The following is a 24,605-nucleotide window of genomic DNA, read 5'->3' on the forward strand; positions in this document are numbered from 1 at the left end:
TGCCTACAGCGCTGTCGGGCCTAGCGACCCACCAGCCAGCCGATCCATTCATGCAGTGCCCAGCGTGACTGGGTCAGCGCGGAGCTGTTGGGGATCCAGGCATCGATGCCCAGCCCGGACACCGTGGTGTAGCCCACCGGCGCCGGGATGATGGTGCGGAAGCCCTGATTCTGGAAATTGCGCATCGCGCGCGGCATGTGCCAGGCGCTGGTCACCAGCACGATCTTGTTGATGTCGTCCTGCTCGAGCATCTCGCGCGTGAAGAGCGCATTCTGCTGGGTGTTCTCGCTGCGATTCTCCAGCCAGCGGGCTGGGTAGTCGAATTCATCGATCAGCGAGCGTTGCATCAGCTCGGCGAGGGTGCCGTCATCGGAGGACGATACCTTGCCACCGGTGAGCAGAATCGGCAGCTCCGCGTTGCGGGCCACGCGGACGCCTTCGTCCAGACGGCTGAGCGTCTCGCCATTGATGCGATCGCGGCCCTGCAGCTCCGGGGCGTTGTAATAACGTCCTCCGGACAGCACCACCACGGCCTGCGCCTGGATCCACTCTGCCGGCTCACTGGGCTGAATGCGCTCCAGCCCTGACATAAGACGCGTGGAGACGACCGGCGAGGACAGCAGCCACATGCCCAGGATGGCCACGACCATCATGGCGCGCGCCAGCCCCGGCCAGCGCTTGAGAACGAGCATGGCCAGAAACAGCAGCAGGAGAGGCCCGCCGGGCGGCAATACCAGGTCCTTGATGATGCCGAGTAACTCGGTGATGCCCATTGTGGTCTCGCTTGTGCAGAGGCAGTGCCGGGCATCGGCCCGGCAACGGGTTAGGTTGAGCGTTCAAGCGTCTGAGGCCCTGGGGACTCGTACGTTCTGGCCCTCAGGCGTCCTGCGGGCGTTGACGGCGCGCCTTGAGACATTCGTTGATGCCCAGCACAAGGCCCGGCGCCAGCAGCAGCGCGATCAGTATCCACACCGGCAGCAGGCCGTAGTGCATCCAGGGCGTCATGCCCAGTTGCAGACGGATATCGCCAGTGACGGTGGCCTCCTCGAACTGGGGTGCCTGGGCGATGATCTCACCCTGCGGCGAGATGATCGCCGTGACGCCATTGCTGGTGGCTCGCAGCAGATAGCGGCCGTTTTCCAGCGCGCGCAGCTGGGCCATCTGCAGGTGCTGCAGCGGGCCGATGGAGTGACCGAACCAGGTGTCGTTGGAGACGGTCAGCAGCACGGTAGAGCTCAAGGCGCGCTGGCGGACCAGCTCCGGATAGACGATCTCGTAGCAGATCGCCACGCCGATGCGCAGACCGCTGACCATCAGCGGCGGCTGCTGGCTGTCGCCTGACTGCATGCTCGACATCGGCAGGTCCAGGAAACCGATGATGCCACGCAACCAGCTTTCCAGTGGCACATACTCGCCGAAGGGCACCAGGTGTTCCTTGCGGTACTGGGCTGACGGGTCATCGATGGGAATCACGCTGTTGTAGAAGCGATTGTCGGCGTCACGCTCGACGATCCCGGTAATCAGACCGGTCTTGGGCGGCAGAGTTGCCTGGATGCGCTCGAGGAAGGGCTCGGCCTGGTCGCGCAGCATCGGCAGTGCCGTCTCCGGCCAGACGATCAGGTCGGCATCGTCCTGCACGGCGCGCGTCATCGCGGCGTAGGTATTGGCCGCACGACGCTGACCTTCGGCGCTCCACTTGATCAACTGCGGCAGGTTGCCTTGCAGCAGGGCGACGCGCGCCGGTTGACCGCCGGACTGTGTCCAGCTGGTCGGCAGCAGCAGACCCGCGCTCCACAGCACGATCAGTGGCGCGACCGCCCACCAGCGGCGACGCAGCGCCAGATTCCACATCAGTGCCCCGGACAGCGCGATGATCAGCGAGATACCATAGACACCCAGCACCGGCACCCAGCTGGCCAGCGGTGAGCCCACGGCACTGTTGCCCAGCAGCAGCCACGGGAAGCCGGTGAAGGCCCAGGTGCGGAACAGCTCGCTGAGCACGAACACCGCGGCAAATGACAGCACATCGAGCTTGCGTGAGCACAAGCGCTGCCAAAGGCCCATCCACAGCATCGGGAACAGCGCCATGCAGGCCACGAACAGCATCGTCAGCAGCACCGCCAGCGGCATGCCGGTATAGCCATAATCATGGATCGAGACGTAGACCCAGCTGGCTCCGCTGCCGAACAGGCCGACCCCGAACCACCAGGCACGCAGGAAGCCACCGCCTTCCATGCGCAGCGCCCCGTAGAGCAGGCCTGCGCCGATCGGGCCCAGCCACCACTGCTCGAAGGGGGCAAAGCTCAGGGTGACCAGTACCCCGGCAATGATCGCCAGTACATTGGCCAGCAACGAGGCGCCCGGGAAGCTCCTCGCGCGGGGGGAATCTGACATGCCGCTCTCCTTGTAAAATGCCAGACACATCGGCGGATGTGTCTGGCATTGTCCTCTATCGGGTCAGCCTGTGATCAGGCCATGGATCATTCGCCGCTGATATGCGCACGATGCTCGGCCGAGGGCGGCGCGTCACCGGTGGCATCTTCCAGACGGCATACCTGTACCTGACGAATGCGACGATTGTCCGCATTGAGCACCGTGAAGCGCCAACCGGCGAAATCGGTGGATTCCTGACGGCGCGGCATGTGACCGAAGCGCTGGATCATCAGACCGCCGATGGTGTCGAACTCCTCATCGGAGAAGTCGGTATCGAAGTGCTCATTGAAGTCATCGATGGTGGTCAGCGCGCTGACGGCGAATTGGCCATCGCCCAGCTCGCGGATGTCCTCATCCTCATCGGTGTCGTGCTCATCCTCGATATCCCCGACGATCTGCTCGAGGATATCCTCGATGGTGACAAGGCCTGCCGTGCCGCCGTACTCGTCGATGACCACCGCCATGTGATTGCGGGTCTCGCGGAATTCCTTGAGCAGGCTGTTGAGGCGCTTGGATTCGGGGATGAACATCGCCGGACGGATCGCTTCGCGCAGGTCGAAGCGCTTTCGCTCGCTGTCATTTTGCAGGATCAGCGGCAGCAGGTCCTTGGCCAGCAGGATGCCGAGCACCTCGTCGAGGTTCTCGTCGATGACGGGATAGCGGGAGTGAGCCGATTCGAGAATCAGCGGCAGGTACTCCTCCGGGCGCTGATCGACCTGAATGGCCTGCACCTGGGAGCGGGGGATCATCACCTCGCGCACCTGCTGGTCGCTGATTTCCAGCGCGCCTTCGATGATGGCGATGGCGTCCTGATCGAGGTTGAGGCGTGGGCCTACCTCAGCCAGAAACTGGAGCAGCTCGCTACGGGAGCTGGGTTCGTCGGTGTCGCTTGAGAAGGCGCCGAACAGCTTATCGAGCCAGGTTTTCGATTGGCTTCCCGATCGGTCTTCGCTCATGCGTTAGTTTCTCTTTTCCTCGGTGGCGATACCCCATCGTCGTGGTGGTATCGGGGCAGCCGAGCGACCCGGGGACAAGCCCCGAGCCACCCGACGGCGGGTGCTGCCGATGCGCAAGGGCACCGGCATCAGTGATTCTCTTCCCGGTAGGGATCGGCGATGCCGAGCCCTGCCAGCACATGACGCTCGAGCGCTTCCATGCGTTCGGCTTCATCGTCCTCGATATGGTCATAGCCGAGCAAGTGCAAGGTGCCATGAACCAGCATGTGGGCGAAATGATGTTCCAGCGACTTGCCCTGTTCCCGCGCTTCACGGGCGACGACATGCACGCTGATGATCAGGTCGCCCAGAAAGCGCTGCTCATCATTCGGTGTCTGCTCATCGGCTGCGTCGTTGTCGCCCAAGGCGTCGGCGGTGATGCCGGAGACGCCAGTGTCTTCAGCTTCGCCCACGACGTCTGACTCCAGCATGACATCGTCACTGCCTTGGCCATCAAGTCCCTCTTCTTCACCGGCGTCCAGGCCGCTACCCGGCATGCCCGCAAGCGGCAGGCTGTCGTCGTCTTCCTCGGCGAAGCGCGCGGCCAGTTCCGGTGGCAGGGCGAAGTCGTCAAGATCCAGCGGCTCATGCGGGAAGGACAGCACGTTGGTCGGGGAGTCCTTGCCGCGATAATCGCGATTCAGCCCCTGACTCTCGGCTTCTTCCACCAGACGCACGGTCAGCTCGTACGGCGCCGCGGCGTCGCTGACAGCGCGCTCCAGCGCGCCATCTTCCGCGGCGGCCAGCAGCGCAGCCGCCACCCAGGCTTCCAGCTGGTGGCTGGCCGGCAGCGGCTGGCCATCGAATTCACTCTCGCCGATGGCCAGTTGCAGGTCCACGACGACCGCAGGGGCTTCGCTCACTGGCTACCTCCCGTCGGGGTGCTGGCAGGCGGCACGTTGCTCTGGGCATTCAGCGCCGCCATGCGGGCTTCGCGCTCGGCCTGACGCTGCTCGCGACGCTCGCCTTCCTGCTGCTCTTCCGCGGCTTCGAAGGTGTCGTAGGCCTCGACGATGCGCTGCACCAGCGGGTGACGCACGACGTCCTTGGCCAGGAAACGCGTGATGCTGATCCCCGGGGTGTCCTTGAGGACCTCCATCACGTGCGCGAGACCTGATTGGGTGCCACGCGGCAGATCGACCTGCGAGACGTCACCGGTGATGACAGCGGTGGAGCCGAAACCGATGCGCGTCAGGAACATCTTCATCTGCTCACGCGTGGTGTTCTGGGACTCATCGAGAATGATGTAGGCGTTGTTGAGCGTCCGGCCGCGCATGTAGGCCAGCGGTGCGATCTCGATGATCTGGCGCTCGATCATCTTGTTGACGTGCTCGAAGCCGAGCATCTCGTACAGGGCGTCGTAGAGCGGGCGCAGGTAGGGGTCGATCTTCTGGGCCAGGTCCCCCGGCAGGAAGCCGAGCTTCTCGCCGGCCTCGACCGCCGGACGCACCAGCAGAATGCGTCGCACTTCGTTGTTGTTGAGCGCTTCCACGGCGGCCGCGACGGCAAGATAGGTCTTGCCGGTACCGGCCGGGCCGATGCCGAAGTTGATGTCGTGATTGCGCATCTCGGTGACATAGCCCTGCTGGTTGAAGCCGCGCGGGCGCACCAGCACCTTGGGCGTGCGGATCACCACATCACCGTAGGTAGCGCCCTGGTCCTCGGCGGCTTCGACCAGCGCTTCGACGCCGGATTCCTGCAGGAACAGATGGACGGTCTCGGCATCGACTTCACCGGCGCCGGTCTCACGATACAGATGTTCCAGCACGTTGGCGGTCGCCTTCACCGCGGCCGCCGGGCCTGCGATCTGGAAGTCGTTGCCGCGATTGCGCAGGGTGACACCGAGCCGGGATTCGATCAGCTTGAGGTGCTCGTCGCGCTGACCGGTCAGGCTGGCCAGACGCTGCGGGTCTGCCGGCTCAAGCGTCATGTTGAGAATGCGATTGGCTTGCTGTGACTGGTGGCTCAAGGCGTCGAATATCCTGATAGTGATGAGTGACGATGATGGTTGGCGATGAGGGGCAGTCGCGATGGCGTGATGCATGAGGCGCTCTGCCCGCCACGGCGCATGACGACGCCATTTCAGTGTCAATGGTGACGCGTTGCCGAAGTCTCAAGAGAGCTTAATGCGCGATGGCCGTACAGGGCAATTGTCCTGTACGGCCAGCGTGGCTATCTGCTTGATAGTGGGGGCTGATGGCGACTCGTCAATACCGGCAGCGAGGAGCGATCAATAGCGGTAGGGCGAGCTGAGCTCACCGCGCAGCGAGTTGGGGTAGGCCTCGGTGATCTCGACATCCACCAGGTAGCCGATCAGCTCCGTCGGATTGGCGGCGCGGAAATTGACCACACGATTGTTCTCGGTGCGCCCTGACAGCAAGCCCGGGTCACGCGGCGAGAAGCCGGAGACCAGGATGCGCTGGGTGGTGCCGACCATCTTGCGACCGATCTGCATCGCCTGCTGGTTGATGCGTTCCTGCAGGATGAGCAGACGCTCCTTCTTCACCTCTTCCGGGGTGTCATCTTCCAGATTCGCCGCCGGGGTGCCCGGACGCGCGGAGTAGATGAAGCTGAAGGAGTGATCGAAGCCGATCTGGCCGATCAGGTCCATGGTGTCCATGAAGTCCTGATCGGTCTCGCCCGGGAAGCCGACGATGAAGTCGGAGGAGAAGCTGATGTCCGGGCGCAGCGCGCGGATGCGCTCGAGCTTGTCGATGTAGAGGTCACGCTCGTGGCCGCGCTTCATCGCTGCCAGAATGCGGTTGGAGCCCGACTGCACCGGCAGGTGCAGGTGGCTGACCAGCTCCGGGATCTCACCGAAGGCCTCGATCAGCGAGTCCTTGAACTCCAGCGGATGCGAAGTGGTGAAGCGGATGCGGTCGATGCCCTCGACCTGCGCCACGCAGCTGATCAGCTCGGCAAGGTCGATCTCCTCACCCAGCTGGTTGAGACCGGCGTAGGCGTTGACGTTCTGGCCCAGCAGGTTGATCTCGCGCACGCCCTGGTCGGCCAGGTGGATGACTTCATCCATCACCTTCTCGAAGGGACGCGAGACTTCCTCGCCGCGGGTGTAGGGCACCACACAGAAGGTGCAGTACTTGGAGCAGCCTTCCATCACCGAGACGAAGGCGCTGGCACCGTCGCTCTTGGGCGCGGGCAGGTTGTCGAACTTCTCGATCTCGGGGAAGGTCACGTCGACCACGGAAATCTGCTTGAGGCTGTCGCGGCGGGTGTCGAGCATCTTCGGCACGCGGTGCAGGGTCTGCGGGCCGAACACCATGTCCACATGCGGGGCACGCTTGCGCAGGTTGTCGCCTTCCTGACTGGCCACGCAGCCGCCGACGCCGATCACCAGCTCCGGGTTCTTTTCCTTGAGCTTCTTCCAGCGTCCCAGCTGGTGGAACACCTTCTCCTGCGCCTTTTCGCGGATGGAGCAGGTATTGAGCAGGATGACGTCTGCTTCGGATTCGTCGCTGGTGACTTCCATCTGATGCGATTCGCCGAGCAGATCCGCCATGCGCGCGGAGTCGTACTCGTTCATCTGGCAGCCGTGAGTCTTGATGAAGAGTTTCTTCGCCATTGCCTTGTGTGAACGCTCTGAGCTGCGCGCCCGGGCTTCGTGCGCCTCGCGCCCGGGCACATGATGGCGGCGGGCAGCGTCAGCGGTCAGGAGAAGCGGGCACGACTTGTAATGAATGAGCCCCGGCGCCGATGGCTGGCCGGGAATCGAGGGCGCGACGATACTGTGCCAAGCGGCACGCTGATCGGGTCGAGGCCAAAATCGGGACGGCACAGTATAGGAGTCTGCCGGCCATGCGGCCAGCCCTGTCGCATTGCTGTCAGCAATGAGGAGGATGCCTGCCAACCACCGGTTCAGCCTGATGGTGGCTGTGGTATCCTCACGAGAAAGCCCGCGCATGCCCTGACGCTACAACAGGGGCTTGGCATGTTTCATAGTTATCAGGCAGGTGTTGCGCAACGCACATCAGGCTGTCAATGGCTTGATTTGTTGAGGTTTTCATGCCGATAGCCCGGCTGCCTGAGCTGGTTAAAATTTGATCGATTTGTTGGCGGGGCAGGCATTTCGCCGTGCGCAGACCTGCCCCTTTGAGGTTGTCCCAAGACTTATCCACAGAAAGTGTGGATGTCTGAAGACACTGAAATGACAGTCTCGGATTTTTCTCGCGGCAATTTCGTTACCGTACGTCCAAGCGCGACAGCGATGCCAGGCAGGACGCCTTGCATTGCGCAACCTGGCAGACACCGCATGGGCAGACAGGGCGAGCCTTCCTTCGCCCAAAAGCGGTCGATCATGTTCGGCTTGTGGGGACGCAGGATTCAGCGCGCTTGCTCCTCGTGCCACACGCCTGACACGGTCGGCTTACGCCCTTAGACAGCCATGAAGAACACGATATGACGCGATTCTCCATTACCAGCACCCCTTCATCTTTCGGTCTCCTGTCACCCCGATCGCCGTGTTCGACGCTTGCGCGCTCACTGCGCCGTGTGGTGCTGGGGGCTGGCGTCGCCGGCAGCCTGCTGCTGGGCGCACCGCTGGCCAATGCGGCCACCGATCGCTGGGTCGCCGATGACCTCACCACCTTCGTGCGCAGTGGCCCGACGGATGGCTACCGCATCGTGGGCACGGTGGAAGCCGGCCAGCCGGTCGAGCTGCTCGAGGTCCAGAATGACTACAGCAAGATCCGCACCGCCAGCGGCGACGTGGTGTGGATCCCCTCCGCTGACCTGCAGGACACCCAGAGCGTCAATGCCCGGGTGCCCGAGCTCAGCGCCAGGGTCAAGGAATTGACTGCCAAGCTCGATGGCATCAATGAAGAGTGGGAAAGCCGTGTCGAGGACATGAAGACCGGCCTCGAGACGCGTCAGGCACGCATCGAGGAGCTTGAGCAGGCCAGCAACAGCCAGTCAGCCGAGCTTGCCCAGGCGCGCAGCAAGATGCAGGACATGGAAACCAAGCTCGATACCAAGAAGCAGGACCTGCTGATGCGCTACTTCATGTACGGCGGTGGCGTGGCGGGTGTCGGCCTGCTGGTCGGCCTGATCGTGCCGCACCTGCCGCGTCGCAAGAAGAAGCGTCACGGCTTCCTGTAAGGCATTCTGGTAACCGATAGCAGAGGGAGTGCGCCAGCTCATGTCGGGACAAGACACGACGATGGACGCGACGCCGGCCAGTGACCCCTGGCTGGCGCGATGGCAGGAAGGGCGGATCGGCTTTCATCTGCCCGCCACGCATTCGGCGCTGGAGCGCTGGTGGCCGCGGCTTGAGATCGCGGCGGGCGCCAAGGTGCTGGTGCCGTTGTGTGGCAAGAGTCTCGACATGCGCTGGCTGGCGGCGCAGGGCTATCCGGTGCTGGGCATCGAGCTTGCGCGCCAGGCCTGCGAACAGTTCGTCGCCGAAGGTGTCGGTGATGTCTCGCGTTATCGGCTGGAGCACTTCGAATGCTTCCGTCAGGGCATGGTCGAGCTGTGGTGCGGAGACTTCTTCCACTTCCATATCGACCATGTCGATCATCTGGACGCCTTCTATGATCGCGCCGCGCTGATTGCCTTGCCGCCGGCCACCCGGCAGCGCTACGCCTTCCATCTGGCGCAGCTGCTGCCACCGGGCGCGCGTGGCCTGTTGATCAGTCTCGAGCGGCAGACGGAACAGCATCAGGGCCCGCCATTCCATGTCGCCGAAGACGAGATTCGTCAGCTTCTGAGTGCCAACTTCACGCTAGAGGTGCTGGAGCGTCGCGCCCCGGATGAGCGCGGTTTGCGTGAGACGGTGTGGAGTCTGGTGCGCAAGGGACCGCGTCGCTGACGCCTCGGGGATGACCTTGTCAGTCAGGTACCGTCCTCTTGAAGGTTCAGTCCTCATGAAAAACGCCACCGCCGCCCAATGGGCGGCGGTGGCGTTTTCGTTGGTGGCGAGCAGCTGTCGAACTTACTGATCGAGCTTGCTGATCGAGCCTACTGGTCGAGCTGGCGGATCAGCGTGGTGTCCTGGAAGGCGCGAGTCAGCGCATCGCCAATCACCTCAGAGACCATCTCGGTGTTCTTCTCCTGGCTCGGCTTGAGGGCATAGCCCTGGTCACGCGTCGCGGTATAGCTGCCGGTATAGCGCTGCTTGCCGGACACGGCGACGGCCTTGATCACGCCATTGAGTGTCGCGGTATCGGTGATCAGGCCGCCGCGCTTCACGCCATAGGCCAGCTCGGTCAACGAGATGGTCAGCTCTGCTGCGCCCTGATTGGCCTGTTCGGCGGACACCGGCACGAAGCCCATGCGGCGCAGGGCGCTGACGGTCTGGGCTTCAAGCTTGGGTGTCAGGTCGCCGGTCGGCACGACCAGATAACTCGAGGCGTTGGTGGCGCCATCGCGAGAACCGATGCGCTCTGACGGACGCTCATCGAGCACATCCACCACCACCTGCTGGCCGTGGCCGACCACGCCCATCTCGCCGACCTGCGGATTGACGTAGAGGCGCTGCGGGCTGGTGCCGCAAGCGCTGAGAAGTGCCGCCGTGGCGATCAATGCCACGCTCATGCAGGTGGTGCGCAACTTGTGCATCATCATCGGGGTTCCTGGGCCTGAGGCCGGTTGTCATGGGAGTCATCTCGGCTATCCGTTGCCAATATCTCGCCTGCAGCGCGGGATGGCCGGAGCACAATGGCGCGAGTATAGGGCCAGAATGGCGCCTGAGCGTAGTGGAAATTCAGGCTCATGCCTGTCCTCTGCAAGCGACAGTTGTCGAGACTCATGGCCCGTAGCTCATGGCTCGTAGTTCATGGCTTGTAGTTCATGGTCCATCGCTCATGCGCCGTCGACGCGCCTGCTCAAGGCCAGCAGGCCCAGCAGCGGGCCGGGCAGCAAGGCCAGCAACAGCAGGCTACCGTGCCCGGCGATCAGCGGCGTGAGCAAGGCGATCGAGACCAGCGACAGGCTGAAGCCGAAGGCATTCATCATCGCCAGGGCGCTGGCCTGCAACTCCACTGGGGTACCGCCCGCGGCGAGCGCCGAGAACTGCGGCGAGTCGATCACGGCCAGAAGGCTCCACAGCGCCAGCAGTGCCAGCAGCGCGCCGTATCCGGCCTCAAGCTGCGTGGCGGCGACGAAGATCAATGTCAGCGTCACCGAGCCGGCGAGTCCGAGGCGCGCGACCCACAGACTGCCTCGGCTGCGCGAGAGCCAGCCTCCGACGACGCAGCCGGGCGCGCCGATGGCGATGACGAGGAAGCTATGCCAGGCCAGGGTGGCAGGAGAGAGCGTCACGCCTGTCGCGTTGGCCATCTGGGTCAGCAGCAGAGGTGTCAGCGCCCACAGGGTGTATAGCTCCCACATGTGGCCGAAGTAACCCAATGCACCACGCACGAAGCCGGGATATTGCCAGGCCGCCAGTCCGCGTGTGGCACGCGCGAGAAAGGTGTTGCGGCTATCTTTCGCCGCTGTTGCTTGGCGGGGCGCCGAGGTGGCTTTCGCCGCCGGTGGGGCCAGCAAGGCGACCAGACCGGCACCGACGATGGCCAGGATTGAGGCAGTACTGATGGCGGCGCCCCACGGCAGCTGCATGCCTTCGCCCTGTTGCAGTGCGGCCAGCGCATGTGGCAACCCGGTGCCAAGGACCAGCATGCCGACCAGCCAGGCGAGAGCAGCCCCGGCGCGGTCAGGCGCGGTCTGCACCATCAGCTTGAGGCCGATGGGGTAGATGCCGGCCAGGGCCAGTCCGGTCAGCACGCGCAGTCCGGAGGCGCTCAGCAATCCCGGCGCGATCAGCAGAGCCAGGTTGGTCAGCGCGCCCAGCACACAGGAGGCCATGAACAGATGGCGCGCCGCGAAGCGATCGGCCATCCCGGCCAGCCCGAGGACAAGCGTGCCGACGATGAAGCCGCCCTGCACCGAGGAGGTCAGCTGGCCAAGTGCCGCGGCGCTATCGCCGGCGAAGCCCCAGCTCGCCAGCATAGGCGTGAGTACGGCATTGGGGGTAAACCACAGGCTGGTGCCGAACAGCTGTGCCAGTGCGATCAAGGCGACCGGATAGCGGTTGGCCCATTGTCGCCAGCCAGAGATGGGCGGCGTGAGTGACTTGATTGAGGACACGAGGGCACCTTGTAGGGCAGATGGCGTGATGGCGCAGCAAGACGCGAACGGGCGACACCGAAGTGTCGCCCGTCACAGATAGCCCGCCCCATCAATGGGGTCAAGACTCATATGGCATATAATTAGTCTGTTAACAATTGCTACAGGCAATCGCGTGAGACAGCCAGAACAACGTGTCGATCAAAGCCCCATCGCCGAGGAAGTGGAACGGCGCGGGTCAGCACCGCCATAGAAGGTGCCGTCCTGAATCATCACGGACTGGATGGCGCCCATGGCATCCTTGGTCACCACCTTGTGGCCCATCGCTTCCAGCAGGCGGATGGTGTCCTTGCTGATGCCCGCCTCGATGCGAATCTCGTCCGGCAGCCACTGGTGGTGGATGCGCGGCGCGCTGACCGCCGACTGGATGTTCATGCCGTGGTCGATCACGTTCATGATCACCTGCAGGGTGGTGGTGATGATGCGCGAGCCGCCGGGGCTACCGGTGACGAGGAAGTTCTTGCCATCCTTCATCACGATGGTCGGGCTCATGGAGGACAGCATGCGCTTGTTCGGCTCGATCTTGTTGGCGACGCCACCGATCAGGCCATAGGCATTCGGCACGCCCGGCTTGGCCGAGAAATCATCCATCTCGTTGTTGAGCAGGAAGCCTGCGCCATCGACCACGATGCCGGAACCGTAGCTGAAGTTGATGGTGTAGGTATTGGAGACGGCCAGACCATTGCCATCGGCGATCGAGAAGTGGGTGGTCTGATTGGACTCGTAGGGCTGCGGCTTGCCGGGCTTGACCTCACTGGAGGGCGTTGCCTTGTTCATGTCGAACTGGGCACGCAGCTCCTTGGCGTAATCCTTGGAGATGATGCCGGACAGCGGCACGTCAACGAAGTCGGTGTCGCCCAGATACTCGGAGCGGTCGGCGTAGGCACGGCGCATCGCCTCGGCCATCACGTGGAGGGTGGCGGCGGAATTGAAGCCCATTGCCTGGATGTCGTCACCCTCGAGCATGTTGAGAATCTGGACGATGTGCGCGCCGCCGGAGGAGGGCGGGCTCATCGAGAAGATGTCATAGCCACGATAGGTGCCGTGGACCGGCTCGCGAATTTCCGGCTGATAGTTCTTGAGGTCATCCAGCGTCATGATGCCGTCGTGACGGTCCATCTCGGCGACGATCAGCTTTGCGGTCTCGCCTTCATAGAATTCCCGCGGGCCATCGGCGGCGATGCGCTTGAGTGTCGCGGCCAGCTCCGGCTGCTTGAACAGCTCACCCGCCTCGTAATTGCTGCCGTCAGGCTTGTAGAACACCTTGGCGGTGCTGTCCCACTTGGCCAGGCGGTCCTTGGCATCGCTCAGTCCCTTGGCGAAACGGGGCGGGATCACGAAGCCGTCCTCGGCCAGCTTGATGGCCGGGGCGAGCGCCTGCTCAAGCGACAGGGTGCCGTAGTCTTCCAGCGCCTTGGCCAGGCCGGCAACGGTGCCGGGCACGCCTGCCGCACGGTGGGTGAAGCGCGACCACTCGGAGACCGCCTCGCCATTCTCGTCCTGGAACATTGTCTCGCTGGCCGCAGCCGGGGCTTTCTCACGGTAATCGATGGCGACGACCTTGCCGGTCTTTTCATCGGACACCAGCATGAAGCCGCCGCCCCCGATATTGCCGGAGCGCGGCTGGGTCACGGCCAGTGCGAAGCCCGCCACCACGGCGGCGTCGACGGCGTTGCCGCCCTCGGCCAGGACGTCACGGGCGACCTGTGAGGCCAGGTAATGGCTGGTGGCGACCATGCCGTGCTTGCCTTCCACCGGGTGGAAGCGCTCGCCTTCCAGAATCGCGGAGGTATCAGCGAAGGCGGCGGGTATCGCGGTGGGCAGCAGACCTGCCAGAGGCAGCAGCGCCGCCGCGGCGAAGGTCTTCAGACGCTTGCGTGCTGCACAAGGGGTGTCGAACATGAGTGGTTGTCCCTTTATCGTTATTGGAGTCGCTGCATGGCGTCGTTGACGCGTGCCATGTGCTGTCGTGAGTCGCATCGGGAGTGGCTACCCAGACGAACCGTTTTACTATCAGATGCTAATGCACCAATTTCAACCACGATGACGACGCCGTCCGTCGCGCAGAGGGGAACGCAAGCGCCGGGGCAGCCTGGCACTTCACACAGCGCCTGTCTTTTGTGAGAGGGTGGCGTAAAATGCCCTTTCCACTTCTCGCTGGCGCCTGATGACATGTCTGAACTACTGCCGAATGACTTCAAGATTGCCCCGTCGATCCTGTCTGCTGACTTCGCCCGCCTGGGGCAGGAGGTCGAGGATGTGCTGGCCTCCGGGGCTGATATCGTCCACTTCGACGTGATGGACAATCATTACGTGCCCAACCTGACCATCGGGCCGATGGTGTGCAAGGCGCTGCGGGATTACGGCATCAGCGCCGAGATCGACGCCCACCTGATGGTCACGCCGGTCGACCGCATGATCGGTGATTTCGCCGAGGCCGGTGCCAGCTATATCACCTTCCATCCGGAAGCCTCCGACCACGTCGATCGCTCGCTGCAGCTGATTCGTGATGCGGGCTGCAAGTCTGGCCTGGTCTTCAATCCGGCCACGCCGCTGTCCTATCTCGACTACGTGATGGACAAGGTCGACATGATCCTGTTGATGAGCGTCAACCCGGGCTTCGGCGGCCAGTCGTTCATTCCGGGCACCCTCGACAAGCTGCGTGAAGCGCGTCGTCGGATCGATGCCTCCGGCTACAACATCCGCCTCGAGATCGATGGGGGCGTCAAGGTCGACAACATCGCCGAGATCGCGCGTGCCGGCGCCGATACCTTCGTGGCCGGTTCCGCCATCTTCAATGCGCGCAGTGACAGCGATGCCAACCGCTACGACAGCGTGTTGGCGAAGCTGCGTGCCGAGCTTGCCAGCGTGCGCGGCTGATCGCGTGACGGATGACAACGAGTGGTCGCTGTATGTGCTCGAGACGGCCCAGGGGCGCCTCTACACCGGTATCAGTACCGATGTGGCGCGCCGACTGAGCGAGCATGAGGGTGGCAAGCGCGGTGCGCGAGCGCTGCGCGGCAAGGGGCCGCTGACGCTGTGTTATCAACAGGTGGTCGGCGATCGTTCGCGGGCACTCAAGCTCGAGTATCGCGTCAAGCAGCTGAGTGTGGCGGCCAAGCGCCGGTTGATCGCCGGTGTGATGACACTGGACAGTCTGCTCGGCGAGACCTGACGATCTGCTTGATTGAATGCTTGAAACGAAGACGCCCCCAGCGGAGACCGCTGGGGGCGTCTTGCGTCTTGCATGCTATGTCTTGCGTTCTTTGTTCTGCGGGCGATCAGTGCAGCTTCATCTTCGGGCGCAGGTAGCGGTTCAGGCCATCGACCACCACCGTCATGCCGGTCTTGACCACGCCGTGGATCGCCATCTGGTGCATGCGATACAGCGAGGCGTAGAAGAACTTGGCCAGACGGCCTTCGATGAACAGCGAACGCGCCGAGGCACCGCGCATCAGCGAGCCGACGGCATCGAAGTGTGCCAGCGAGATCAGCGAGCCGTGATCCTTGAACACGAAGTCCTTGAGCGGCTTGTTGTCCATCGCGGCGCGCAGGTTCTTGACCATCAGGCTGGCCTGCTGGTGAGCGGCCTGGGCACGCGGCGGAACGCGCTTGTCATCCGGCTGCGGGCAGCTGGCGCAGTCACCGAGCGCGAAGATGAACTCATCATCGATGCTCTGCATGGTCTGGTGCACCTTGACCTGATTGTTGCGCTCGGTGGACAGACCCAGCTCGGACAGGAAGGCGGGGGCGCGGATACCGGCGGCCCAGACGCTCAGGTCGGCTTCGATCAGGGTGCCATCGGCAGTGGTGATGCCGCGTGAGTCGGCGCAGGTCACACGGGTATCGACGTGGATATCGACTCCCAGCCTGGTCAGCTCCTTGGCGACCGGCTTGCCGATGCGCTCCGGCAGGGCGGGCAGGATGCGCGGTGCGGCCTCGATCAGGTGAACCTTGACCTGACGGTCTTCCAGCGAGGAGAAACCGTAGCTGTGCAGCATCTTGGAGGCATCGAACAGCTCGGCGGAGAGCTCGACCCCGGTGGCGCCTGCGCCGATGATGGCGACGTTGAGCTGTTGGCGTTCACATTCCTCACCGTTGGCGCTGAAGCGCAGGAAGGTGTCGAGCATATCGCGGCGGAATTTCTCGGCCTGCTGCGGGCTGTCCAGGAAGTGGCAATGCTCGGCGACGCCTTCGGTGCCGAAATCATTGGACACGCTGCCCAGTGACAGTACCAGGTAGTCGTAGCTGAGCTGGCGGGCGGGCAGCAGCACATTGCCCTTGGCATCGTGGATGGCGGCCAGGGTCAGCTGCTTCTCTTCGCGTTCCAGGCTTTCGAGAGTCCCACGCTGGAACTTGTAGCCGTGGGTCTTGGAGTGGCCCTGGTAGGAGACCTCATCAAGACCGGAATCCAGCACGCCGGTAGCCACTTCGTGCAGCAGCGGTTTCCAGATGTGCGTCGAGTTGCGGTCGATCAGAATGATCTCGGCCTTCTTCTTGCGGCCCAGCTTGTGGCCCAGCTTGGTGACGAGTTCCAGACCGCCGGCGCCTCCGCCAACGACTACGATGCGGGGAATGGCCATTGAGTGCTCCTGAGAGTGACAAGGTCGAAAAGGACAAGCAGAAACTGGCTGTCGCCGGAGCGTCGGGTTGCGCATTTTTCGTTGTCACTGGCGCCACACCCGGAGGGACGGTCGACTGAATGGCGCTATGGTAACGTGGCCACTGGCGTGCTAATAGTGGCAAGGTGAAGGAATGTAATTTTTTTACGGATTTTTCCAACAAAACAGATGAAACCATGCGTTGCGTGGATGAATGGCGGATGATTCTCGTCCCGTGACAGCCGAATTCAACGAGTGATCCAAGGAGGCCAGGTGAGCGACAAGACGGTGATGCAGACTTCCGAAGAGGCGCCTATCCAGACCGCGCCTCATTCCGCTTCCACGCCTTGCGATACCGCGCGTGGCGGGGACGCTCTCGGGGCCCGAGCCGAGCAGGTACAGAGCCTCGATCACGGACTGGCGCATCCGGCATTGCGGGGCATCCAGATGGTGGCCTTCGATCTGGATGGTACCTTGATCGACTCGGTGCCGGACCTCGCTCACGCGATCGACAGGATGCTGGTCGATGAAGGTTTGACGGCACTCGGGGAAGACCGCGTGCGCGACTTTGTCGGCAATGGATCGCGGGTACTGGTGGAGCGCGCCTTGGCAGCACATGACCTGGCAACCGATGGCCTGGCAACCGATGACCTGTCGCGGGTCGAGCAGGCGCATCAGAGCTTTCTGGCACATTACGCCGCCGACCCCAGCTCACGGACACGGCTCTACCCCGGTGCGCGTGAGTGTCTGGAAGGCCTGCGCCAGGCCGGGATCCCGCTGGTGCTGATCACCAACAAGCCGGAAGCCTTCATCGAACCGCTGCTGTCACATTTCGCGCTGAGCGAGCATTTCGCGCTTGCGCTGGGCGGCGATAGCCTGCCGACGCGCAAGCCGGACCCTGCGCCCCTGCTGTTCGCCGCCGAGCGGCTGGGAGTGCCGCCGCGTCAGGCCTTGATGGTGGGTGACTCGCGCCATGATATCGCGGCAGGCCGCGCCGCCGGATTCCGCACCCTGGCGGTGCCTTACGGCTACAACCACGGTGAGCCGATCTCGCGCAGTCATCCGGATCACGTCGTCGACTCGCTTGCCGAGCTGGTCGTGGCTGATTGAGCCTGGCAGACAGCGCTGCCGCCAGCGACACGCAATGATAGACTGAGCCCCAGACAAGCTGGCCCCGTGTCGGCAACGCACCCTCCGTGGAAGGAACTGCTGGTCATGATGACCCCACAACACTTCGCTGAACTGGCTGAAGCCGGTTACAACCGCATTCCCGTCACCCGTGATGTGCTGGCGGATCTCGACACGCCACTGTCGACCTATCTCAAGCTGGCCGACATGCCGTGGACCTTCCTGCTGGAGTCCGTGCAGGGCGGAGAGAAATGGGGGCGTTATTCCATCATCGGCCTGCCGTGTCGTGAGCGCATCGAGGTGCGTGGCCAGGTGATCTCGCATCTGATCAATGGTGAGCAGACCGGCATGACCGAGGTCGAGGACCCCCTCGACTGGATCGAGCAGTTCCAGACCCGCTTCCGCGTACCGGTCATCGAAGGTGCGCCGCGCTTCAATGGTGGCCTGGTCGGCTACTTCGGCTATGACACCGTGCGCTACATCGAACCGCGCCTGCGCGGCGTCGAGAAGCCGGACCCGCTGGGGGTGCCGGATATTTTGCTGATGGTCGCCGACGAGCTGGTGATCTTCGACAATCTCTCTGGCCGCCTGACGTTGCTGACCCATGCCGACCCCGAGACACCCAATGCCTTCGAGGCAGCCTGTGAACGTCTCGAGCGCCTCGAGATCCAGCTGCGCAGCGCCACGCTGAATACCGTCAGCCCCGGTACCGGCGGCGAGCCGGTCAAGGAGACCGACTTCACCTCCGGCTTCACCGAGGAAGGCTTCAAGGGGGCAGTGGAGAAGATCAAGGAATACGTGCTGGCCGGTGATGTCATGCAGTGCGTGCCGTCGCAGCGCATGTCGATTCCCTACCGCGCCGCGCCGCTGGATCTCTACCGTGCACTGCGTAGCCTGAATCCTTCGCCGTACATGTTCTTCTTCAATCTGGATGACCACCATGTCATCGGCTCATCGCCGGAGATTCTCTCGCGTCTCGAGGATGGTGAAGTCGCGGTGCGCCCGATTGCCGGCACCCGCGTGCGCGGTGCCACTGAAGAGGAAGATCTGGCACTCGAGAAGGACCTGCTGTCAGACCCGAAGGAGGTCGCCGAACACCTGATGCTGATCGACCTGGGCCGCAACGACGCCGGTCGCATCAGCCAGACCGGTAGCGTCAAGGTAACGGACCAGATGGTGGTGGAGCGCTATTCCCACGTCATGCACATCGTCTCCAACGTCACCGGCAAGCTGAAGGAAGGCCTGGGGCCGATGGACGTGTTGCGGGCCACCTTCCCGGCCGGCACCCTGTCCGGCGCGCCGAAGATTCGCGCCATGGAGATCATCGACGAGGTGGAACCGGTCAAGCGCGGCATCTATTCCGGCGCGGTGGGCTATCTCTCCTGGCACGGCAACATGGATACCGCCATCGCGATCCGCACCGCGGTACTCAAGGACAAGGTGCTGCACGTCCAGGCCGGTGCCGGCATCGTGGCCGATTCCGTGCCGCAGTCCGAGTGGGACGAGACCCTCAACAAGGGGCGTGCCCTGTTCCGTGCCGTGGCGATGGCGGAACGCGGTCTGGACAATCTGGACTGATCGGCGAGCCGCACATTTCAGGAGTGACTCGCCAGTGTTCGCGGGTCACTCCCTGCAACGGCGCATGTGATTGACACTCCTGGCAGCTCAACGCACTATTGACCCATGACGCTACGTAACCCGCACGACCTCAACCAGCAGTGGTGGCGCTCCTGACAAGGGGGCGGCTTTCGCATGTCTGAAGTTCGAGGACGTACGACCAGAAAAATGCCGCCGACCAGGGCGGCATTTTTGTTGCTGGACGGCGGGAACGACACCACAGAAGAGCGGGCAGGCCGGTCAATCACGGCGCATGATCCGCTCCCGAGAATGGACACTGACCATGCAGACATTCACTTCGCAGGACGCCAGCACGCCACGCGTGCTGATGATCGACAACTTTGACAGCTTCACCTACAACATCGTCCAGTATCTGAGTGAGCTGGGCGCGGAAGTGCTGACCGTGCGCAATGACGCCATCACGCTCGAGCAGATCGAGGCGCTCGGCGCTTCACACCTGGTGCTGGGTCCGGGGCCGTGTACGCCCAACGAGGCCGGCATCACGCTGGAAACCATTCGCCACTTCGCCGGCAAGCTGCCGATTCTGGGCGTGTGTCTCGGTCACCAGGCCATCGGTCAGGTCTACGGTGGCAAGGTGGTACGTGCGCCCCAGGTGATGCATGGCAAGACCTCCGCCGTGCGTCACGACAACAGCGGTGTCTTTGCCGCGCTGGCCGAGCCGCTGGAAGTCACGCGTTATCATTCGCTGGTGGTCGATCGCGCGAGTCTGCCCGAGTGTCTGATCGTCACCAGCTGGACGGATGACGACGATGTCACGCCGCAGTTGATCATGGGGCTGCGCCATCGCGAGCTGGATGTCGAAGGTGTCCAGTTCCACCCTGAGTCGATCCTGACATTGCAGGGTCATGAGCTTCTGGCTAACTTCCTGCGTCGCGGTGAGGCTGCGAAAGCCGCCTGATCGGGCGTTGATCGCAAGAGTCACATCCTATTTTTTCATGCGTCAGCCGCCGAGGCTGGCGCCTGCGGAGACACAACATGCAGATGCGTGAGGCGATTGGCGCCGTGATGCGCCGCCAGCACCTGAGCTATGACGACACTCATGCGGTCATGACGGCCATCATGACCGGCGAGGCGACCCAGGCGCAGATCGGGGCCCTGCTGATGGCCCTGTCGATGAAGGGCGAGACCGTCGATGAGCTGGCCGCCGCTGCCCAGGTGATGCGTGAGCTGATGACGCGCGTCACGGTGCGCGCCACCGATGCGGTGGATATCGTCGGTACCGGCGGTGATGGTGCCAACCTGTTCAATGTCTCCACGGCGGCAAGTTTCGTGGTGGCGGCCGCCGGTGGCCATGTGGCCAAGCATGGCAACCGCAGTGTCTCGTCATCCTCCGGCAGTGCGGATCTTCTCGAGTCGGCCGGCATCAATCTGGCGCTGGACGCCGAGCAGGTCGCACGCTGTATCGATGATATCGGGGTCGGCTTCATGTTCGCGCCCAATCATCACGCCGCCATGAAGCACGTGATCGGCCCGCGCCGCGAGATGGGCGTGCGTACCATGTTCAACATCCTCGGTCCGCTGACCAATCCGGCCGGCGCCACCCGTCAGGTGCTGGGTGTGTATGATCCGGCGCTGGTGTCGCTGATGGCTGAAGCACTCAAGCGTCTCGGGGCCGAACATGTGCTGGTGGTACACAGCGATGATGGTCTGGACGAGATCTCGCTGGCGGCTCCGACGCTGGTCAATGAGCTCAAGGATGGCGAGATCCGCGAATATCGCATCGCGCCGGAAGACTTCGGCATCGGGCGCCAGTCGCTGGATTCGCTGGCCGTCGAGACGTCTGCCGACAGTCTCAAGCTGGTGCAGCAGGCGCTGCGCGGTGATGAAGGCCCGGCCAGCGACATCGTGGCGCTCAATGCCGGTGCGGCCCTCTATGTGGCGGGCATCGCGGACAGCCTCAAGGAGGGGGTCAGCATTGCCGAGGACGTGCAGGCCAGCAAGCTGCCGTTCGAGAAGATGAAGGAATTGGCGGATTTCACCCGTGTCTACGCCCAGGTCAATGATGAAGGAGCGAACCGCTGATGAGCACCGAGCAGATGACTGACAAGGCATTGCCGACCATCCTGGCCACGATTCTGGCGCGCAAGGAAGAAGAGATCGCCGAGCGCAGTGCCGCGGTGAGCGAGGCGGATCTGCAGGCCCTGATCGAGAAGCAGAGCGCGCCGCGCGGCTTCATCGCGGCGTTGACGTCGCGCATTGATCGCGGTGAGCCGGCCATCATCGCCGAGGTCAAGAAGGCGTCACCCTCCAAGGGCGTGATTCGTGAAGACTTCGAACCCGCCGAGATTGCCGTGGCCTACGAGAAGGCCGGCGCCGCCTGTCTGTCGGTGCTCACCGATGCCGACTTCTTCCAGGGGCACGAGGACTTCATGATCGAGGCGCGCGACGCCGTCTCGATTCCGGTGATTCGCAAGGACTTCATCATCCATCCGTATCAGGTGCTGGAAGCGCGTGCCATCGGCGCCGACTGCATCCTGTTGATCGTTGCGGCGCTGGACGATGCACGTCTGAGCGCGCTGTATCGTCAGGCGCGTGAGCTGGGCATGGATGTGCTGGTCGAGGTGCATGACGGTGAAGAGCTCAAGCGTGCACTGGCGCTGGGCATCGAGCTGGTCGGCATCAACAACCGTGACCTGCGCACCTTCGAGACGTCGCTGGAGACGACGCTGGACCTGCTGACCGACATGCCACAAGGCGTGCGCGTGGTCACCGAATCCGGCATTCATACCCGTGACGATGTGGCGAAGATGCGCGACAGCGGCGTTCACGGCTTCCTGGTGGGAGAAGCCTTCATGCGCTTTGATGACCCGGGTGAGGGGTTGCGGGGATTGTTCTTCGAGGATTGATGGCCGGACGTTTCTGTAATTGGTTGTCTTCTGGATAACAAAAGCCCGCATGGCGATGCCATGCGGGCTTTTTCATATCTGTCTTCTGTCGAAAGGCCCGTGGCCGCCATCCGTTGCAGGGTCAGGCGTCTGTCTTGACGTTCTCGACTCCCTTGCGTGCCGTGAGCAGAGCCTCGGCGATTTCCTCGACCCCGGTGCCATGACTGTGGCGTGTCACCCAGCAGGGTTCCCAGCCGAGTGCCGCGCGGTGCTGAATGATGTTGGCCACGCCCACGGTATGGCGGAAGGTGGCAAACATCGGCGCATCATTGGGGGCATCACCGACGTACATCACCTCCTGCTCCAGCTGCATGCGGTCCAGCCCGAAGGTCTCGGTGAGGACTCGCACCGCCATGCGCGCCTTGTCGAACTCGCCTTGCCACGCATTGATGTGGATGGAGCTGGCGCGCGCCTGAATACCGGCAGCCGTGAAGCCTGCGATGATGGCACGAATCTCGCTCTGCGCCAGCGGGCCGACCGCTTGACAGTGGTCGACCGCGACATCGGCGAAGCGGAAGGGCTGGTCCTGGGCCAGTGCTGCGCGCGGATGGTTGAGCAGCAACTGACGGGCGACGGTCATGACGTGGCGCTGGCGAGCGCGCAGGCGCTGCTCGTCTTCCCACCAGGTGGTGAGGATTCGCTGCCCCTGGCGGCGGAAGGCAAAGGCGCCGTTCTCACCGATCACGCTGGCGACCGGCCAGGCGCGTGCGATGTGATCGCACCAGCCTGCACAGCCGCCCGTGACGGGGATGACCTTGATGCCGGCGGCATCCAGACGCTCCAGCGCCGCCAGCGTCGATGCCGCGAGACGCCCTTCATGGGTGAGGGTGTCATCGATATCGGTCAACAGATACCGGATACCCGACAGGGTGCTGGCAGGGCAGTGGGCGAAGGCTTGCATGGTGATTCCAGAAATCCTCAGAAGGTAAATGGGGGCGCGGCTGTCATCAGCCGTGTATCCCTTCAGTATCGTCGATGCGTGTCGGCTTGCATGACGCGCCTATGTTCAGGCAGTGAAGCGCACCGACAGACTCTGCTGGCTTGCAGCCTCCAGCGCACTGCGATAATCGGGCTGGTGGGGCAGCTCATCGGTGACCAGCAGATCGATCTCCTCGAGCGGGGCGATACGGCACATGGCGGCGCGTCCCCACTTGCTGGCGTCGGCGACCAGAATTCGGCGCTGGGCGTGGCCGACCAGTGCACGACTGACCGCGGCTTCTTCCGGGTCGAAGTCCAGCAGCCCACCGGCATCGAGGCCGCCACAGCCGAGGACCGCGATATCGACCTGATGACGCGCGAAGAAGGCCACGGTGGCACTGCCGACCACGTCGAGATCCTGTGGGCGCAGTTGTCCTTCCGCCAACTGGACGGCGACATCCGGATGGGTCGAGAGCGCCTGCGCCACCTGCAGATTGTTGGTGATCACCCTCAGGCCGCGCCGGGCAAGCAAGGCTTCGGCGACCGCCACCACGCTGGTGCCGATGCCCAGTGCCAGGGTGGCGCCATCGGGAATCTCGGCGACCACGCTGGCGGCCATGGCCTGCTTGGCGGTTCGCGCCAGCATGATGCGCTGGGAATGTCCCAGGTTGTAGCCGCCCGGTGGGCGCTCGATGCCGCCGTGGCGACGACGCGCCAGCCCGCGCTCACACAGCACGCCCAGGTCACGCCGGATGGTCTGGGGCGTGACGTCGAAGGCGTGGGCCAGCGGATCGACCGCCAGCTGGCCCTCGCGGGCCAGCCGCTCGAGAATCTGTTGCTGGCGCGGCGTCAGTGCATCATCGATTGCGTGCTCGATGCTGCGACTGTCTCGCTCGATGCCCGGGGTCATGTCTGGGGTAGCCCTTGCGTGGTGGTGTCTTTCGGCAGAGTGGGCTGGCGGTCTTCCTCGCTGAAGATGGCCGGGTCATCGCTGATGACGGCATCCACACCCCAGGCCCAGCGCGGCGCGAAGGCGGCCGCATCATTGGGTGTGTAGCAGAGCAGCTTGTGGCCACGGCTGGTGACGGCACTGGCCGCGACCCGCGTCAGGGCGCGCCAGTCGGCATGCACGGAGCTTGCGTTCAGCTCATCGGCCAGGCTCTGCCAGTCGTCGGGGATGTCATCGTAGAGCAGGCCGATATGCACCTGCGGGTCGCGTTGTCGTGTCAGGCGCAGCGCCTGGGGGTCAAACGACGAGATGATCAGGCGTGAGGCGGGCAGGTGGGCGGTGGCCATCGGGATGGCGGCATCGACCAGCGCCTGGGCATCGTGGCCAGGACTGAGCTTGAGCTCCAGATTCAGGCGCATGTCCAGGCGTGCGATCAGCTCCAGCGCCTGCTTGAGTGAGGCCATGCGCTCACCGGCAAAGCACGCATTGAACCAGCTGCCGACATCGAAGGTCTGCACGCTGTCCCAATCAAGATTCTTGAGCTTGCCACGCCCATCCGAGCAGCGATTCACGCCGGCATCGTGCCAGATGACCGGCGTGCCGTCGCCCAGCAACTGCACGTCCAGCTCCACCCATTGAAAGCCTGCCTCATGCGCCACCTGAATGGCGGCCAGGGTATTTTCCGGCGCATAGGCCGACAGACCGCGATGTGCGATCGCCAGGGGCAGAGACAGGGCGCTGTCAGTTGAATGTGACGATGAAATCATGGTGAATCCTCACAGAAGAATGGCATGGCTGCTCGCCACGAAGCCGCGGCGCTGATCAGCAGAAGCGAATCACTGATGCTCAGACACGAGACTGATCAGGGCAGGTCTCAAGCATTACCATCCAATGATGACGTTATCAGGGCAAGAGGTTC

The 24,605-nt window shown here is 63.5% G+C and carries 22 protein-coding genes; 9 read left to right on the top strand and 13 right to left on the bottom strand.

What is annotated here, in order from left to right:
* Positions 1–20 precede the first annotated feature (20 nt).
* From CDPAHKCJ_RS06195 to miaB, 6 genes are all read right to left on the bottom strand, one after another.
* Positions 21–773, bottom strand: a complete 753-nt coding sequence (locus CDPAHKCJ_RS06195) for a YdcF family protein (RefSeq protein ID WP_166019111.1) — start codon at positions 771–773, stop codon at positions 21–23.
* Between the two features lie 103 nt (positions 774–876).
* The gene (gene lnt / locus CDPAHKCJ_RS06200; RefSeq protein WP_166019112.1) at positions 877–2,394 is read right to left on the bottom strand and encodes an apolipoprotein N-acyltransferase; all 1,518 of its coding nucleotides are present in this window, start codon (positions 2,392–2,394) and stop codon (positions 877–879) included.
* A gap of 86 nt (positions 2,395–2,480) precedes the next feature.
* Positions 2,481–3,389, bottom strand: coding sequence for a transporter associated domain-containing protein (locus CDPAHKCJ_RS06205; RefSeq protein WP_052384764.1), 909 nt, complete (start codon positions 3,387–3,389; stop codon positions 2,481–2,483).
* Positions 3,390–3,517: 128 nt separating this feature from the next.
* The gene (gene ybeY, locus CDPAHKCJ_RS06210) at positions 3,518–4,174 is read right to left on the bottom strand and encodes an rRNA maturation RNase YbeY (RefSeq protein ID WP_346773914.1); all 657 of its coding nucleotides are present in this window, start codon (positions 4,172–4,174) and stop codon (positions 3,518–3,520) included.
* Positions 4,175–4,287: 113 nt separating this feature from the next.
* Positions 4,288–5,397 carry a PhoH family protein gene (locus CDPAHKCJ_RS06215; protein WP_052384763.1) on the bottom strand — a complete coding sequence of 370 codons (1,110 nt, stop codon included), beginning with the start codon at positions 5,395–5,397 and terminating at the stop codon, positions 4,288–4,290.
* A gap of 261 nt (positions 5,398–5,658) precedes the next feature.
* Positions 5,659–7,008, bottom strand: coding sequence for a tRNA (N6-isopentenyl adenosine(37)-C2)-methylthiotransferase MiaB (gene miaB / locus CDPAHKCJ_RS06220; RefSeq protein ID WP_043335279.1), 1,350 nt, complete (start codon positions 7,006–7,008; stop codon positions 5,659–5,661).
* Between the two features lie 833 nt (positions 7,009–7,841).
* On the opposite strand from miaB, the gene CDPAHKCJ_RS06225 reads away from it, so the two are divergent.
* Together CDPAHKCJ_RS06225 and tmpT are read left to right on the top strand one after the other, a co-directional pair.
* Complete coding sequence (locus CDPAHKCJ_RS06225; RefSeq protein WP_166019114.1) at positions 7,842–8,540, top strand: TIGR04211 family SH3 domain-containing protein; 699 nt, start codon at positions 7,842–7,844, stop codon at positions 8,538–8,540.
* Between the two features lie 40 nt (positions 8,541–8,580).
* On the top strand, positions 8,581–9,252 hold the full coding sequence (tmpT, locus tag CDPAHKCJ_RS06230) for a thiopurine S-methyltransferase (RefSeq protein WP_240916688.1): 672 nt from the start codon (positions 8,581–8,583) through the stop codon (positions 9,250–9,252).
* A gap of 149 nt (positions 9,253–9,401) precedes the next feature.
* Here tmpT and CDPAHKCJ_RS06235 read toward each other — a convergent pair whose 3' ends face one another.
* The 3 genes from CDPAHKCJ_RS06235 to ggt form a co-directional block, all read right to left on the bottom strand.
* Entirely contained in the window at positions 9,402–10,007 is a 606-nt protein-coding gene (locus CDPAHKCJ_RS06235; protein ID WP_052384762.1) for a YajG family lipoprotein, read from the bottom strand.
* Between the two features lie 237 nt (positions 10,008–10,244).
* Complete coding sequence (locus tag CDPAHKCJ_RS06240) at positions 10,245–11,528, bottom strand: MFS transporter (protein ID WP_346773900.1); 1,284 nt, start codon at positions 11,526–11,528, stop codon at positions 10,245–10,247.
* A 180-nt stretch (positions 11,529–11,708) separates the two neighbouring features.
* Positions 11,709–13,469 carry a gamma-glutamyltransferase gene (ggt, locus tag CDPAHKCJ_RS06245; protein WP_166019115.1) on the bottom strand — a complete coding sequence of 587 codons (1,761 nt, stop codon included), beginning with the start codon at positions 13,467–13,469 and terminating at the stop codon, positions 11,709–11,711.
* Positions 13,470–13,739: 270 nt separating this feature from the next.
* Between ggt and rpe the strand changes: the two genes are divergently transcribed.
* A complete protein-coding gene (rpe, locus tag CDPAHKCJ_RS06250) occupies positions 13,740–14,447 on the top strand; it encodes a ribulose-phosphate 3-epimerase (RefSeq protein WP_166019116.1) in 708 nt (235 codons plus the stop codon).
* A 4-nt stretch (positions 14,448–14,451) separates the two neighbouring features.
* A complete protein-coding gene (locus CDPAHKCJ_RS06255) occupies positions 14,452–14,742 on the top strand; it encodes a GIY-YIG nuclease family protein (protein ID WP_346773901.1) in 291 nt (96 codons plus the stop codon).
* Positions 14,743–14,848: 106 nt separating this feature from the next.
* Here CDPAHKCJ_RS06255 and CDPAHKCJ_RS06260 read toward each other — a convergent pair whose 3' ends face one another.
* Entirely contained in the window at positions 14,849–16,150 is a 1,302-nt protein-coding gene (locus CDPAHKCJ_RS06260) for an NAD(P)/FAD-dependent oxidoreductase (protein ID WP_166019118.1), read from the bottom strand.
* Between the two features lie 465 nt (positions 16,151–16,615).
* Here CDPAHKCJ_RS06260 and CDPAHKCJ_RS06265 point away from each other — a divergent pair, with 465 nt between their 5' ends.
* The 5 genes from CDPAHKCJ_RS06265 to trpC all read left to right on the top strand — a co-directional run bounded on the left by CDPAHKCJ_RS06265 (position 16,616) and on the right by trpC (position 21,780).
* Positions 16,616–17,278: a phosphoglycolate phosphatase gene (locus CDPAHKCJ_RS06265; RefSeq protein ID WP_205700826.1), complete on the top strand. Its 663-nt coding sequence runs from the start codon at positions 16,616–16,618 to the stop codon at positions 17,276–17,278.
* Between the two features lie 108 nt (positions 17,279–17,386).
* The gene (gene trpE / locus CDPAHKCJ_RS06270) at positions 17,387–18,874 is read left to right on the top strand and encodes an anthranilate synthase component I (RefSeq protein WP_166019555.1); all 1,488 of its coding nucleotides are present in this window, start codon (positions 17,387–17,389) and stop codon (positions 18,872–18,874) included.
* A 322-nt stretch (positions 18,875–19,196) separates the two neighbouring features.
* On the top strand, positions 19,197–19,832 hold the full coding sequence (locus tag CDPAHKCJ_RS06275) for an aminodeoxychorismate/anthranilate synthase component II (protein ID WP_166019119.1): 636 nt from the start codon (positions 19,197–19,199) through the stop codon (positions 19,830–19,832).
* A 77-nt stretch (positions 19,833–19,909) separates the two neighbouring features.
* Positions 19,910–20,956: an anthranilate phosphoribosyltransferase gene (gene trpD, locus CDPAHKCJ_RS06280; RefSeq protein WP_166019120.1), complete on the top strand. Its 1,047-nt coding sequence runs from the start codon at positions 19,910–19,912 to the stop codon at positions 20,954–20,956.
* Between the two features lie 14 nt (positions 20,957–20,970).
* On the top strand, positions 20,971–21,780 hold the full coding sequence (gene trpC / locus CDPAHKCJ_RS06285) for an indole-3-glycerol phosphate synthase TrpC (RefSeq protein WP_166019556.1): 810 nt from the start codon (positions 20,971–20,973) through the stop codon (positions 21,778–21,780).
* Positions 21,781–21,901: 121 nt separating this feature from the next.
* On the opposite strand, the gene CDPAHKCJ_RS06290 is transcribed toward trpC, so the two are convergent.
* The 3 genes from CDPAHKCJ_RS06290 to CDPAHKCJ_RS06300 all read right to left on the bottom strand — a co-directional run bounded on the left by CDPAHKCJ_RS06290 (position 21,902) and on the right by CDPAHKCJ_RS06300 (position 24,453).
* Complete coding sequence (locus CDPAHKCJ_RS06290) at positions 21,902–22,720, bottom strand: HAD-IIB family hydrolase (protein ID WP_166019121.1); 819 nt, start codon at positions 22,718–22,720, stop codon at positions 21,902–21,904.
* A 105-nt stretch (positions 22,721–22,825) separates the two neighbouring features.
* Positions 22,826–23,647: a DeoR/GlpR family DNA-binding transcription regulator gene (locus CDPAHKCJ_RS06295; protein ID WP_166019122.1), complete on the bottom strand. Its 822-nt coding sequence runs from the start codon at positions 23,645–23,647 to the stop codon at positions 22,826–22,828.
* Positions 23,644–24,453 (bottom strand): glycerophosphoryl diester phosphodiesterase, encoded by an 810-nt coding sequence (locus tag CDPAHKCJ_RS06300; RefSeq protein WP_166019123.1) that lies wholly within the window; start codon positions 24,451–24,453, stop codon positions 23,644–23,646. Before CDPAHKCJ_RS06300 ends, CDPAHKCJ_RS06295 begins: the two co-directional genes overlap by 4 nt.
* Positions 24,454–24,605: the final 152 nt, after the last annotated feature.

It is taken from the genome of Cobetia sp. MB87, from assembly GCF_011319755.1.
Taxonomy (GTDB): Bacteria; Pseudomonadota; Gammaproteobacteria; order Pseudomonadales; family Halomonadaceae; genus Cobetia.

What these genes read in the sequence shown, in the direction of transcription:
- tmpT (WP_240916688.1), top strand. Translation starts at nt 8,581, where the DNA reads ATGTCGGGACAAGACACGACGATGGACGCGACGCCGGCCAGTGACCCC.
- trpD (WP_166019120.1), top strand. Translation starts at nt 19,910, where the DNA reads ATGCAGATGCGTGAGGCGATTGGCGCCGTGATGCGCCGCCAGCACCTG.
- ggt (WP_166019115.1), bottom strand. Translation starts at nt 13,469, where the DNA reads ATGTTCGACACCCCTTGTGCAGCACGCAAGCGTCTGAAGACCTTCGCC.
- CDPAHKCJ_RS06195 (WP_166019111.1), bottom strand. Translation starts at nt 773, where the DNA reads ATGGGCATCACCGAGTTACTCGGCATCATCAAGGACCTGGTATTGCCG.
- CDPAHKCJ_RS06205 (WP_052384764.1), bottom strand. Translation starts at nt 3,389, where the DNA reads ATGAGCGAAGACCGATCGGGAAGCCAATCGAAAACCTGGCTCGATAAG.
- CDPAHKCJ_RS06260 (WP_166019118.1), bottom strand. Translation starts at nt 16,150, where the DNA reads ATGGCCATTCCCCGCATCGTAGTCGTTGGCGGAGGCGCCGGCGGTCTG.
- CDPAHKCJ_RS06235 (WP_052384762.1), bottom strand. Translation starts at nt 10,007, where the DNA reads ATGATGATGCACAAGTTGCGCACCACCTGCATGAGCGTGGCATTGATC.
- miaB (WP_043335279.1), bottom strand. Translation starts at nt 7,008, where the DNA reads ATGGCGAAGAAACTCTTCATCAAGACTCACGGCTGCCAGATGAACGAG.
- trpE (WP_166019555.1), top strand. Translation starts at nt 17,387, where the DNA reads ATGACCCCACAACACTTCGCTGAACTGGCTGAAGCCGGTTACAACCGC.
- CDPAHKCJ_RS06225 (WP_166019114.1), top strand. Translation starts at nt 7,842, where the DNA reads ATGACGCGATTCTCCATTACCAGCACCCCTTCATCTTTCGGTCTCCTG.
- CDPAHKCJ_RS06300 (WP_166019123.1), bottom strand. Translation starts at nt 24,453, where the DNA reads ATGATTTCATCGTCACATTCAACTGACAGCGCCCTGTCTCTGCCCCTG.
- lnt (WP_166019112.1), bottom strand. Translation starts at nt 2,394, where the DNA reads ATGTCAGATTCCCCCCGCGCGAGGAGCTTCCCGGGCGCCTCGTTGCTG.
- CDPAHKCJ_RS06275 (WP_166019119.1), top strand. Translation starts at nt 19,197, where the DNA reads ATGCAGACATTCACTTCGCAGGACGCCAGCACGCCACGCGTGCTGATG.
- rpe (WP_166019116.1), top strand. Translation starts at nt 13,740, where the DNA reads ATGTCTGAACTACTGCCGAATGACTTCAAGATTGCCCCGTCGATCCTG.
- CDPAHKCJ_RS06290 (WP_166019121.1), bottom strand. Translation starts at nt 22,720, where the DNA reads ATGCAAGCCTTCGCCCACTGCCCTGCCAGCACCCTGTCGGGTATCCGG.
- CDPAHKCJ_RS06265 (WP_205700826.1), top strand. Translation starts at nt 16,616, where the DNA reads ATGGTGGCCTTCGATCTGGATGGTACCTTGATCGACTCGGTGCCGGAC.
- trpC (WP_166019556.1), top strand. Translation starts at nt 20,971, where the DNA reads ATGACTGACAAGGCATTGCCGACCATCCTGGCCACGATTCTGGCGCGC.
- CDPAHKCJ_RS06295 (WP_166019122.1), bottom strand. Translation starts at nt 23,647, where the DNA reads ATGACCCCGGGCATCGAGCGAGACAGTCGCAGCATCGAGCACGCAATC.